Raw genomic sequence first — 12,575 nt, 5'->3', positions numbered from 1 at the left:
TCAAGGACCAGGTACGCGTGGCGCACGCATACTGGAATCAGGTCGGCGGGGGATTCGACCCACGTCCATCCGGCGATCTCCGTCCTTCAGGGCGGCTCGGCCGGACGAGCGCCCCGCGTACCGGGATGGTTCCTGCCGGAGTGGATGTAGCGGTACCAGAGAGGATCTGCGATGTCTCGGACCTACCGGCGCCTACTCGCGCGTCTCAGTCTGACCCTGGCCCTTGTTCTCGGCTCGATCACGTTGGTGGCCTCGCCCGCCTCGGCCCACACCCTGCGCGAAGCCGTCGTTTCGGCGCAGGGCTGCGGTTGGTCGAACGGTGCCTACACGCAGCTCATCAGGTCAGATCTTTGGGACGACGGAAACAACATGCCGCTGGGCGAGGTCTACGTGCTGTGGAGCAACAGCTACCAGGAAAACTGCGTGGTCACCCTCAGGGTTGGCCGGGCAGACGGCGTCGCCAGTTACACGGAGGCCGTGCTTGAGCGTCAGGGCATGAGCACCCTTCGGGACGAAGGAAACTACGCCCACTACGCGGCGGTCAGCGGCGATGCCGCCAACACCTGCATCAGGTGGACGGGATCCATCGAAGCCATCTACGGCGGAGGAATCTACGGCACCACCAGCACCCAGTGGCGGTTCTGCGACTAGCAGAGGTCAACGCCAGGAGGGCACCACCGACAGCAAGCCTCGACATCGGATGGCGCCCGAGGCCGGCCGGTGGCGACCGCCGGGCGCAGGTAGTTGTAGACCGTCTCGCGGCTGACGCCGGACTCCCGGGCAAGTGCGGGCTTCCCGCTCGCCAGCGGTGGCACGCTCGCGCAACTGCTCCACCAGCTCGTGTGAGGGCGGGTTTGCAGCCGGAGTAACGCCGCACTGTTTGGCTGCGGTGATGCCCTGGCGCTGCATCCGAGGATCAGGGCGCGCACGACGCGGCAGTACGAGCTGCTGCGGACGGCGGCTTGAGCTGATCGGCTTCCATCACGGACCCTCGGCCCGGCTACGCCAGGGTGGCCGCGCTGACCACTCCGATGGTCTGGTCCAGACTGGCACCCCGCCTGCCGCTGCATAGCCTGACCGGGATAGCGGACCGCTCGGCCCAGGCGCCGGGCGTAGCCCCGCGAGTTGTACGAAGATCTCGCGTCTCACGATCGCTTCGCCGGTTCGGTCGAGCACGTACCCGGTCAACCAACACCATCCGTGGTAGGTGGGCTTCTGACTGACGTTGGTCACTCGGATCCACAGGGCGCGTGGGCCGGCGAATTGCACACTCGCCGCCCCGTCCACTCGCACCAGGTCGCCGGGTCGGGGTGGCTCGCGCATCAGGGCACCGGAATCAGGAAGCCCGGTCCGTCGGGATTGATGCGTACCCAGCAGTCCGCCAGGTCACCGCAGACAGGACACCTACCCTCAGCGTCGGGACTGTGCTCGTTGGCCAGCCTGTAGCTCTCGACCAGGATCTGTACCGAGGTGAATGGCGGAGGGTCGCCAACATCGTTCGTCCAGCCGACAAACCGGTTGTGCAGCCACCCGGCAGGCACGTGGGGTAGATCCTCGGCTGCCTCCATCAGCAGACACGCGAGATAGAGCACCTTTGCCGTGTAGGCACCGGCAAACTCGGCGCTCAGCTCCTTGCGCCGGGTCACGCACGGCCAGTCGGCCCCGCATGTGTCACATGCCCATCCGGGGACGGTTGGTTCGTGGTCACTCATCCCTACTCCTTTTGGCGGACGCAGCCCCAGCGGTTGTCGAACACCATTCGACCTGCCACCCCTGTGACCCGCCGGCTGGTCAGCGCCGAGGTGCACATCGTTGCGCCGGCGAGTTCGGACGAATGCGCCGTCGTTCGATGCCTGCTCACGGCTAAGTACATCAGCGGCCGCAGTTGGTCGACCGGCAACGATGTCGTGAACAGTGGGAACATCGGTGACCATTGCGTGAATTCCGTGAACTTGGCCGTCCACCGTTATTCCAGGTAGGCGCGGCGAGAGGGGACGGCTACGGTGCGGTTGGGAGGCGACAGCGGGAGGTGCCAATGGTCCAGACGCCGATATCCCTCGCGGACGCCCTGCGGCTCGCCGAGTGGGGACCACGCCAACTGGTGGCCGCGATCAATAGCCGTCTGTCGCTTCAGGGCCGCGACAAGTACCGGCTCGACCCGACAGCGGCGTACCCCTGGGTGCGGCGAGGCTTCCGGCCCCGTCCGCCAATCCCCGACCTGGCGGCGGCCGTGCTGTCCGAACAGCTCGGCTTCGCCGTGTCGGCCACCCAGCTCTGGCCAGGACGGGAAGGCGCCGGTGATGCAGTTCGCGGTGCGGCCGACAGCCTCGACAGCATCTCCTGTCTTGACGATCTGGTCGGCCACCTCAACGACCTCAGCGCCACCGCCACGACATCTCAGACGCGGTTCGTCGGCTCCTCCGGCCCGGATCTGACGATGGCAGTGCTCGACCAGCTCCGCAACGTGGCCTTCACCTCCCGCGACCAATTGGGCCGTGAGCGCGTCCTGCCCGAACAGGTTGAACTCATCTCCACGCACGTCACCGCACTGCGGCGCCTCGATGACCGGCATGGCGGCGGAGCCCTGAGCTTGCGGTACGTCACCGCAGAGTTCCGGAGCGTGCTCGACCTCTTTCAATACGCCAACTACGAACCGAAGATCGGCCGCCGACTGCTTACCATCGTCGCCGACCTCGCACAGTTACTCGGCTGGCTCCAGTTCGATTCCGGGCGTTACGGCCCCGCCGAGCGCTATCTTCTGCTCAGCATCGGCGTCTGCCGCGCCGTTCAGGCGGCTGACCGTGCCGCCAACGCCATCGGCATGCTCAGTTACGTGTCCACCTTCGCCGACCACGGCAGTCAGGCGCTCCTACTCGCCGAGGCCGCCGAACGCGAGTCCGGCAGAGGCGACCGGATCCTGCACGCTCGCCTACTCGGCCGCGAAGCCACCGCTGCCGCAGCGGACGGCGACCTGGCCCGTTTTCGGCGCAGTTCCGAAGAGGCGATGCGGTTGCTGGTCGAACGTCAGCGATCCGACGCCCCCGCCTTCCTCTATTACCTCGCCCCCGAGCAACTCGCGGCGGAAGCCGGCCAAGGGCTCGTCGCTCTCGCGGAGCAAGCCACATCCAACAGGAAACGCCTACTTGGTGAGGCGATTGACACGCTCAGCGGCGCGGTCGGCTCGCTCGCAGCAGCAGGGACGGCGGCACCGGTAACCGCCTATCCGCGCTCGGCGCTGCTGCACACGACCTTCCTCGCGCGGGCCTACCTGCTGAACAGAGACCTCCCCGCAGCGGTCGATGCGATGCGGACCGCTGTCGGACTGCTCGCTCGGGTCCAGTCGCCGCGTGGCCGTACGTACCTACGCTCCCTACGCCCCGCCCTGGCCCGCCGAACACGATCCCGCCTCGTCGCCGAGTTCCTTCCGCAGCTCGATGAGGCATTATCACGTGCATGACGATGAGGTCTCATCGACCGCAGCCGCCGATTCAGAAGATCGACGACATCGAGGTGGTTGAGCACACCTACGACCATCCGGACACGGTTCGACTGTTGATGGCCTTTTACCAGGAGCAAGTCGATCGCTACGGATTCGCGGATCCAATCGAGGCGGATCCGATCGAGTACACCCATCCCCGGGGCATCTTCGTCGTCGCCTACCACCAAGGCACCCCCGCCGGCTGTGGGGGTTATCGCTGGTGTGAGCAGCCGACCGGCGTCATCGAAATCAAGAAGCTCTACACACTTTCGGACGCGCGCGGACTCGGCATCGGGCGGATCATCCTGACGTCGCTCGAACAGCACGGGTTTCAGCGCGGGGCACGTCAGGCCATCCTGGAGACGGGCGTGCGCAACAAGTCCGCTGTCCAGCTCTTCCGTTCCCTTGGGTACCACCCCACCGCCCCGTACGTCGCCGATCGGGATCCCGACATCAACCGGGCCTACGCCAAGTCGCTGATCAGTTGGGGTATGGAGAGCGGCCCGGACGATCTGCATGCCAGCATTCGATAAGCGCCAACTCACCGACTGGTGGGTGCACAGGCGGGGCAGCTCGACAGTCCGCGAGGCAGACTTCGCCTGGACACCGCCCGACGCCGATGTACCTGCCGGTGCCTGGCAGACCTCGCCGGAGCGGCCACTGGCAATCGTCACCGGCGGCAACCGCCCCGGTGGGCGTCACGGCTGGAAGCGGTAGCCCATGCCCGGCTCGGTGAGCAGGTGCCGAGGGCGAGCCGGATCGTCCTCCAGTTTCCGGCGCAACTGGGCCATGTACTGCCGCAGGTAGTTCGTCTCCGACTGGTACTGCGGTCCCCACACGTCGTGCAGCAGTTGACGCTGGCTGACCAGCCGGCCCGGGTGGCGTACCAGGATCTCCAGCAGGTGCCATTCGGTCGGGGTGAGCCGCACCTCGGCACCGTCGCCGGTACGCACCGCGTGCGCGCCGAGGTCCACGGTGTGCCGGCCGATCTCCACCGCCGGCACCTCCTCCCCCGCCCCGGCGGCCCGCCGGGTCACCGCGCGTACCCGGGCCAGCAGCTCGTCCACCCCGAACGGCTTGGTGACGTAGTCGTCGGCTCCGGCGTCCAGCGCCGCCACCTTGTCCTGGCTGCCGGCCCGGCCGGACAGCACGATGATCGGCACGTTGGTCCAGCCGCGCAGCCCCCGGATCACCTGCACCCCGTCCATGTCCGGCAGGCCGAGGTCGAGCACCACGATGTCGGGGCGGTGGCTGGCCGCCAGCCGCAGGGCGGCAGCGCCGTCCCCGGCCACCTCGACGTCGTACCGTCGGGCCTTCAGGTTGATCCGCAGGGCGCGGAGGATCTGCGGTTCGTCGTCGACCACCAGTACCCGGGTCACCCGGCATCCTCCTCGTCCGCCACGGGCAGCCGCAGCACCATGGTCAGCCCGCCGCCCGGAGTCTCCTCCGGTTCCAGGTTGCCACCCATCGCCTCGGCCAGCCCACGGGACAGCGCCAACCCGAGCCCGATGCCGGCGTGGTTGCCCCGGTCGCCCTGCCGCTGGAACGGCAGGAAGGCCCGCTCCCACTGGTCACGCGGCAGTCCCGGGCCCTGGTCCACCACCCGCAGCTCCACGAACCCGCCGTGTTCGCTGGCGGTGATCGCCGGCGGTCGGTCCGGCGGGCTGAACCGGAGCGCGTTGGCGACCAGGTTGACCAGGACCCGTTCCAGCAGGCCGGGGTCGGAACGGACCGCCGGCAGGTGCGCGGGCAGGCTGACCCGGACCTGCCGGGCCGGCTCGCCCAGCTCGTCCAGGGCCGACGGCACCACGTCCTCCAACCCGAGCAGGGCCGGCCGCAGCCCCAGCGCCCCGGCCTGGAGCCGGCTCATGTCCAGCAGGTTCGCCACCAGTCGGGTGAGCCGGTCCAGCGACTCCTCGGCAGTGGCCAGCAACTCGTCCCGATCGGTGTCGTCGAACTCGACGTCGGCGCTGCGCAGGCTGGTCACCGCCGCCTTCGCCGACGCGAGCGGGGTACGCAGGTCGTGGCTGACCGCCGCCAGCAGCGCGGTACGCAGCCGGTCCGCCTCGGCGATCGGCCTGGCGGCAGCCGCCTCCTCGGCCAGCCGTTCCTGCCGGAGCGCCACGGCGGCCTGCGCGGCGAACGCCTCGACGATGCGCCGGTCGGCCGCCGGCAGTACCCGGCCGCGCAGCACCAGCCGCAGTTCCTCGTCGACGCCTACCTCGACGTCCCCGGCGGCCGGGGTGTGGCACGGCTGCGCGCCGACGTTGGCGGCGACCCGCCAGGCGCGCGGGTCGCGTTGCCGGTCCGGCCGCTCCCCTGCCTCCGGCAGGAGTTCCAGCAGGGTCACCGAGCCGAGTCCGAACGTCTCCCGCAGCCGTTCCAGCAGCGCCGTCAACGGCCGGGCACCGCGTACGACGCTGCCGGCGACCGCGCCGAGCAACTGGGCCTCGGCGCTGGCCCGAGCCGCCTCCCGGGTACGCCGGGCGGCCAGGTCCACCACTCCGCTGACGGCGGCGGCGACCAGCAGGAAGACCACCAGCGCCAGCAGGTTCTCGGTCTCGGCGATGGTGAACCGCCGGATCGGCGGGGTGAAGAAGAAGTTGATCAGCAGCGAGCTGAGTACGGCGGCGAGCAGCGCCGGCCACCAGCCGCCGACCAGGGCGATCCCGACCACGGCGGCGAGGAAGAGCAGCAGGTCGCTGGTGAGCGACAGCTCGTCGGCGAGCAGCCAGAGCAGGTACGTCAGCAGCGGGATGCCGAGCACGGTCAGTCCGAGCCCACTCAGCCGGCGCCGCCGGGACAGCGCGGCCGGCGGCGCCGTCAGCCGGCCCCGTCCGGCCCGCTCGTGGGTGACCAGGTGCACGTCGATCGGCCCGGAGAACGCGGTGGTGGTGGCGCCGACGCCCCGGGAGAGGATCTGGGCGAACCGGCCCCGGCGGCTGGCCCCGAGCACGATCTGGGTCGCGTTGACCCCTCGGGCGAAGTCGAGCAGCGCGGTCGGGATGTCGGCGCCGATCGCCTGGTGGTAGCTGCCGCCCAGCCGCTCCACCAGGGACCGCTGCCGGTCCAGGGTGCCCGGGTCGGCGCCGAGCAGCCCGTCGCTGCGGGCCACGTGGATCGCCATCAGCTCGGCGCCCCTGCCCCGGGCGGCGATCCGGGCCGCCCGGCGGATCAGCGTGTCCCCCTCCGGCCCGCCGGTGAGCCCGACCACCACTCGTTCCCTGGTCTCCCACGGGGCCGAGATGCCCTGGTCGGCCCGGTACCGGTCGAGCTGGTCCTCGACCTTGTCGGCGAGCCAGAGCAGCGCCAGTTCGCGCAGCGCGGTGAGGTTGCCGATCCGGAAGTAGTTGGCCAGCGCCGCGTCGACCTTGTCCGGATGGTAGATGTTGCCGTGCGCCATCCGTCGACGCAGTGCCTCCGGCGTCATGTCGACCAGTTCGACCTGCTCGGCGCCGCGTACGACGCCGTCGGGCACGGTCTCCCGCTGGGCGACCCCGGTGATCTGCTCCACGACGTCGTTGAGCGACTCCAGGTGTTGGACGTTGACCGTCGAGAGCACGTCGATCCCGGCGTCCAGCAGCTCCTGGATGTCCTGCCAGCGCTTGCCGTTGCGTGAACCGGGCACGTTGGTGTGGGCGAGTTCGTCCACCACCGCGACCTCGGGCCGGCGGGCCAGCACCGCGTCGACGTCCAGCTCGGTGAAGTCGCTGTCCCGGTAGCGGAGCGTCCGGCGGGGGATCGCCGGCAGGTCGCCGAGCATGGCCGCGGTGTGCCGGCGGCCGTGGGTCTCGACCAGACCCACGACCACGTCCGTACCGCGCGCCGCCCGGCGGTGCGCCTCCTCCAACATCGCGTACGTCTTGCCGACGCCCGGGGCGGCCCCGAGGTAGATGCGCAGTTGCCCGCGTGCCACGCTGCCGATCCTGCCTTATCTCTCGGAGCCGCCCGGTGCGGATCAGCCGCCGACCGGGAACTGGCGGTCCAGGGCGAGGTTGAGTTCCAGCACGTTGACCCGGGGCTCGCCGAGGAAGCCGAGATCCCGTCCGGCGGTGTGCTCCTCGACCAGCCGGCGTACCTGGTCCGGGGTGGTGTGCCGCTCCCGGGCGACCCGGGTCACCTGGATCTTCGCGTACGCCGGGCTGATGTGCGGGTCGAGGCCGCTGCCGCTGGCGGTGACCGCGTCGGCGGGTACCGCCGGCTCGGCGGGTGCGTCGCCCCGGACCGGGGTGACCAGTCCGCCGGAGTAGTCCTGCCCGGGGACGGCACACTCCACCGGCACCCCGCCGAAGGTGCCGACGAACGGGGTCGCCGGGCAGGGCTGGTTGACGCTGACCGCCCGGGTCACCGGACCGGTCAGGCCGTCGCGGTGGAAGACCCGCAGCACCGCGCCGACCCCGTCGGTGGTGCAGAACGGCCGCCGGCCGTCCACCCCGTCGAGTTCGCCGGCCGTTTTGCTGCGGGCGCAGACCTGGGTGAGCAGGCTCTGGGTACCCTCGTCCGGGTTTCCCCCGGCGTCGACCGCGCCGGGCACCGGCAGGGTGTCCTCGACGCTCTCCGGCCCCAGGTTGCTGGCGGCGGTGGCGGTCGGGTCGTAGCCGTCGCCGGCCGCCGACGGGCGGCTCTGGAAGTAGCGCGGCACGGGGTTGCCGTCACCATCGGTGAAGGACTGGCCGATCAGGCTGCTGCCGACGACATTTCCGTCGGCGCTGCGGACCAGCGAGCCCTCGGCCCGGTCATGCAGGCCGGGCAGTTGCCCGACGCCGACCATGACCAGTGGGTAGGCCAGCCCGAGCAGTGCGGTGAAGACCAGCACGGCCCGGAACGCGGCCAGGTGTTGGGCGAGCCAGGTGGGTAGACGCATCACGAGATCCCTGGGACGAGCGAGAGGAGTAGGTCGAGAATCTTGATGCCGACGAACGGCGCGACGATGCCGCCGAGGCCGTAGACCCACAGGTTGCGGGTCAGCAGCTTGCTGGCGCTGCTCGGGCGGTACCGGACACCGCGCAGGGCGAGCGGGATCAGCACCACGATGATGATCGCGTTGAACACCACCGCCGAGAGGATCGCCGATTCGGGACTGGACAGCCGCATGATGTTCAGCGCGTCCAGGCTGGGATAGATCCCGGCGAACATGGCCGGGATGATCGCGAAGTACTTGGCGATGTCGTTGGCGATCGAGAACGTGGTCAACGCGCCCCGGGTGATCAGCAACTGCTTGCCGATCTCCACGATCTCGATCAGTTTCGTCGGGTCGGAGTCGAGGTCGACCATGTTGCCGGCCTCTTTGGCCGCCGTGGTGCCGGTGTTCATCGCCACCCCGACGTCGGCCTGGGCCAGCGCGGGCGCGTCGTTGGTGCCGTCACCGGTCATCGCGACCAGCCGGCCGCCCTCCTGCTCCCGCTTGATCAGCGCGAGCTTGTCCTCCGGGGTCGCCTCGGCGAGGAAGTCGTCGACCCCGGCCTCGTCCGCGATCGCCTTCGCGGTACGCGGGTTGTCACCGGTGATCATCACGGTCCGGATGCCCATCCGACGCATCTCGTCGAAGCGCTCGCGCATCCCGGACTTGACCACGTCCTTCAGGTGGATCACCCCGAGGGCACGGGCCGGTTCGCCGGCCACGTGCTCGGCCACCACCAGCGGCGTACCCCCACCGCCGCTGATCCCGTCGACGATCTCCCCGACCTGCTCGGTCGGATGTCCGCCGTTGTCGCGTACCCACTTCATCACGGCCGCCGCCGCGCCCTTGCGGACCTGCCTGGCCGGACCGCTGGTCCCGCCGTCGACTCCTGCGTCCGGGGTGAGATCGACGCCGGACATCCGGGTCTGCGCGGTGAACGCCACCCAGGTGGCGTGCGGGATCAGCCCCGGCTCCCGCTCCCGCAGCCCGTACGCGTTCTTCGCCAGCACCACCACCGAGCGCCCCTCCGGGGTCTCGTCGGCCAGGCTGGCGAGTTGGGCCGCGTCCGCGACCTGCTCGGCGGTGACCCCCTCGACCGGGACGAACTCCGCCGCCTGCCGGTTGCCGAGGGTGATGGTGCCGGTCTTGTCCAGCAGCAGCGTGTTGACGTCACCGGCAGCCTCGACCGCCCGGCCACTCATCGCCAGCACGTTCCGCTGAACCAGTCGGTCCATCCCGGCGATGCCGATCGCCGAGAGCAGCGCGCCGATGGTGGTCGGGATCAGGCAGACGAGCAGGGAGACCAGCACGATTCCGGTGACCCCGTCCGCGTTGATCGCCGCGGTGTCCGGCGCCGCGCCCTGGAAACCCTTGGAGAAGATCGCCAACGGCTGGAGCGTCACCACCGCCATCAGGAAGATCACCGTCAGCGCCGCGAGCAGGATGTTCAGCGCGATCTCGTTCGGGGTCTTCTGCCGGTTCGCGCCCTCCACCAGGCCGATCATCCGGTCGATGAAGCTCTGCCCCGGCTGCTGGGTGATGCGTACGACGATCCGGTCGGAGAGCACCTTCGTGCCCCCGGTGACGGCGCTGCGGTCACCGCCGGACTCCCGGATCACCGGGGCGGACTCGCCGGTGATCGCCGACTCGTCCACGCTGGCGATCCCCTCGACGACGTCACCGTCGCCGGGGATGATCTGCCCCGCCTCGACCAGTACGACGTCGCCGTGCCGCAACTCGGTGGCGGCGACCGCCTCGTCCCGGTACGCGCCCGGTTTGGTCCCGGGCGACCAGCCGGTCAGCCGGGTGGCGACGGTGTCCCGCTTGGCCTGCCGCAGCGTCGCCGCCTGCGCCTTGCCCCGGCCCTCGGCGACCGCCTCGGCCAGGTTGGCGAAGAGCACCGTCAACCAGAGCCAGACGGTGATCGCCCAGCCGAAGCCGGTCGGGTCGGCAATGGCCAGCGCGGTGGTGAAGACCGCGCCGACCTCCACGATCAACATCACCGGGTTGCGCCAGAGCGTTGCCGGGTTCAGCTTGCGGGCCGCATCCGGCAACGAGCGGAGCAACTGCCGGGGGTCCAACAGCCCACCGCCGACCCGGCCACCGCTCGCGGGGCCGGAGGACGGCAGCCCACCAGAGGGGGCGGGCACCACCGGGCTGACAGTCATCTTCCCTTTCCTCACCATGTCGTTCAGGACTCTCATCGGGACGTTCGGGACTCCCACCGGGTCATTCAGGACTTCCATCGGGCTCACAACCCTTCGGCCAGCGGGCCGAGCGCCAGCGCCGGCAGAAAGGTCAGCGCCACCAGCACCACCGTCACGCCGGCCAGCATCCCGACGAAGAGCGGCCGGTGCGTCGGCAGCGTGCCGTCCGAGGCGGGTACCGGCTTCTGTCGGGCCAGCGAGCCGGCCAGGCCGAGCACGAAGATGATCGGCAGGAACCGGCCGAGCAGCATGCAGAGCCCGAGCGCGGTGTCCCACCACGGCGTGTTGACCGTGATGCCGGCGAACGCCGAGCCGTTGTTGTTGCTCGCCGAGGTGAAGGCGTACAGCACCTCGGAGAGGCCGTGCGGACCGACGTTCAGGGCGGTGGCGTTGTTGCCGGTGGCGAAGGCCGCCGCCGTGCCGATCAGCACCAGCATCGGCGTGATCAGGAAGTACAGCGAGGCGAACTTGATCTCCCGGGCACCGATCTTCTTGCCGACGTACTCCGGGGTGCGCCCCACCATCAGGCCGGCCACGAAGACCGTGATCACCGCGAGGATCAGCATGCCGTACAGGCCGGCGCCGACACCGCCCGGCGCGACCTCGCCGAGCATCATGTTGACCAACGGCATCATCCCGCCCAGCGGGGTGAACGAGTCGTGGAACGAGTTCACCGCACCGGTCGAGGTGAGCGTGGTGATCGCGGCGAAGGAGGCCGAGTTGGAGACCCCGAACCGGGCCTCCTTGCCCTCCATCGCCGCCCCGACCGCCTGCGGCACCGTACCGTCGCCGGTCAGCTCGAAGACGTTGGTCAGGGTGATGCTGACGACCGCCAGGATCGTCATCACCGCGACGATCGCGTAGCCCTGCCGGTTCTGCCCGACCATCCGGCCGAAGACCCGGGGCAGGCTGAACGGGATCAGCAGGATCAGGAACAGCTCGAACCAGTTGGTCCAGGTGGCCGGGTTCTCGAACGGGTGCGCGCTGTTGGCGTTGTAGAAGCCTCCGCCGTTGGTGCCCAGCTCCTTGATCACCTCTTGCGAGGCGACCGGGCCGCCGGTGACGGTCTGGCCGCCGCCGGCGATCGTGGTCACGTCGGTGCCGCCGGAGAGGTTCTGCACCACCCCGCCGACCATCAGCACGATCGTGCCGAGTACCGCGATCGGCAGCAGGACCCGCAGGGTGATCCGGACCAGGTCGACCCAGAAGTTGCCGAGTTGGTCGGTCCGGCTCCGGGCGAAGCCCCGGACCAGTGCCACCGCCACCGCGACGCCGACCGAGGCGGAGACGAAGTTCTGTACGGCCAGCCCGGCCATCTGCACCAGGTGCCCCATGGTCGACTCACCCGAGTAGGCCTGCCAGTTCGTGTTCGTCACGAAGCTGACGGCGGTGTTCCAGGCGACGTGGTCGGTCACCGGATCGAAGCCCAGCGAGAGCCACAGCTTGTCCTGCACGCGCAGGAAGGCGTACAGGAACAGCAGGGAGAGCAGGGAGAACGCCAGTACGCCGCGCGCGTACGTGCCCCAGGACTGCTCGGCCTTCGCGTCGACGCCGATCAGTCGGTAGATGCCCCGCTCCACCCGGGAGTGCCGGGTACCGGAGACCACCCGGTACAGGTAGTCGCCGAAGGGCTTGTAGACCGCCACCAGCACCACGGCGAGCGAGGCGAGGAAGAGAATCCCCGCGGTCGTCGTACTCATCTAGAAACGCTCCGGGAACAGGAGGGCGAACAACAGGAAGACGGCCAGCCCGGCCGAGAGCACCAGGCCGAGAAGGTTGACTGCGCTCACAGCCGCTCCACCGCCCGGGCGAGAAGGGCCAGGGCCGCGAAGAGCCCCAGCGTCAGCAGCACGAACACGACGTCGATCACCGAACGTCCTCTCCAGCACGCACGTCCAGGCGACCGTTCTCGGCCGCCCGAGCCATGTAAACGCGCAGGCGGGGGCAAGGTGGCCGGTTCTGACGGTCCGGCTACGCCGCCGGTCCTCTT

At 69.8% G+C, this 12,575-nt stretch carries 10 protein-coding genes; 3 read left to right on the top strand and 7 right to left on the bottom strand.

The window, feature by feature from the left end; translation table 11 throughout:
• Positions 1–171: 171 nt before the first annotated feature.
• Entirely contained in the window at positions 172–651 is a 480-nt protein-coding gene (locus Pen02_RS11385; protein ID WP_203865940.1) for a hypothetical protein, read from the top strand.
• A 671-nt stretch (positions 652–1,322) separates the two neighbouring features.
• On the opposite strand, the gene Pen02_RS41725 is transcribed toward Pen02_RS11385, so the two are convergent.
• Positions 1,323–1,712, bottom strand: a complete 390-nt coding sequence (locus Pen02_RS41725) for a hypothetical protein (RefSeq protein WP_239140481.1) — start codon at positions 1,710–1,712, stop codon at positions 1,323–1,325.
• A gap of 323 nt (positions 1,713–2,035) precedes the next feature.
• Here Pen02_RS41725 and Pen02_RS11375 point away from each other — a divergent pair, with 323 nt between their 5' ends.
• Both Pen02_RS11375 and Pen02_RS11370 read left to right on the top strand, forming a co-directional pair.
• Entirely contained in the window at positions 2,036–3,457 is a 1,422-nt protein-coding gene (locus Pen02_RS11375; RefSeq protein WP_203865939.1) for an NsdA family TPR-like regulatory protein, read from the top strand.
• Positions 3,454–4,011: a GNAT family N-acetyltransferase gene (locus tag Pen02_RS11370; protein WP_239140479.1), complete on the top strand. Its 558-nt coding sequence runs from the start codon at positions 3,454–3,456 to the stop codon at positions 4,009–4,011. Before Pen02_RS11375 ends, Pen02_RS11370 begins: the two co-directional genes overlap by 4 nt.
• 165 nt (positions 4,012–4,176) lie before the next feature.
• Here the strand turns inward: Pen02_RS11370 and Pen02_RS11365 are convergent, their stop codons facing one another.
• The 6 genes from Pen02_RS11365 to kdpF form a co-directional block, all read right to left on the bottom strand.
• On the bottom strand, positions 4,177–4,857 hold the full coding sequence (locus Pen02_RS11365; RefSeq protein ID WP_203865938.1) for a response regulator: 681 nt from the start codon (positions 4,855–4,857) through the stop codon (positions 4,177–4,179).
• A complete protein-coding gene (locus tag Pen02_RS11360; RefSeq protein ID WP_203865937.1) occupies positions 4,854–7,394 on the bottom strand; it encodes a sensor histidine kinase in 2,541 nt (846 codons plus the stop codon). Before Pen02_RS11360 ends, Pen02_RS11365 begins: the two co-directional genes overlap by 4 nt.
• A 42-nt stretch (positions 7,395–7,436) precedes the next feature.
• Positions 7,437–8,342, bottom strand: coding sequence for a potassium-transporting ATPase subunit C (locus tag Pen02_RS11355; protein ID WP_203865936.1), 906 nt, complete (start codon positions 8,340–8,342; stop codon positions 7,437–7,439).
• The gene (kdpB, locus tag Pen02_RS11350; protein WP_203865935.1) at positions 8,342–10,546 is read right to left on the bottom strand and encodes a potassium-transporting ATPase subunit KdpB; all 2,205 of its coding nucleotides are present in this window, start codon (positions 10,544–10,546) and stop codon (positions 8,342–8,344) included. The genes Pen02_RS11355 and kdpB overlap by 1 nt, the downstream gene beginning before the upstream one ends.
• An 83-nt stretch (positions 10,547–10,629) precedes the next feature.
• The gene (gene kdpA / locus Pen02_RS11345) at positions 10,630–12,285 is read right to left on the bottom strand and encodes a potassium-transporting ATPase subunit KdpA (protein WP_203865934.1); all 1,656 of its coding nucleotides are present in this window, start codon (positions 12,283–12,285) and stop codon (positions 10,630–10,632) included.
• The gene (kdpF, locus tag Pen02_RS11340; RefSeq protein ID WP_203865933.1) at positions 12,286–12,375 is read right to left on the bottom strand and encodes a K(+)-transporting ATPase subunit F; all 90 of its coding nucleotides are present in this window, start codon (positions 12,373–12,375) and stop codon (positions 12,286–12,288) included. It lies immediately after the preceding gene.
• Between the last annotated feature and the right edge of the window lie 200 nt (positions 12,376–12,575).

The sequence above is a fragment of the Plantactinospora endophytica genome (assembly GCF_016862915.1).
GTDB lineage: Bacteria > Actinomycetota > Actinomycetes > Mycobacteriales > Micromonosporaceae > Plantactinospora > Plantactinospora endophytica.
The sequence above is the reverse complement of the archived record's forward strand: the minus strand, read 5'-3'. Positions and strand labels throughout refer to the sequence as shown.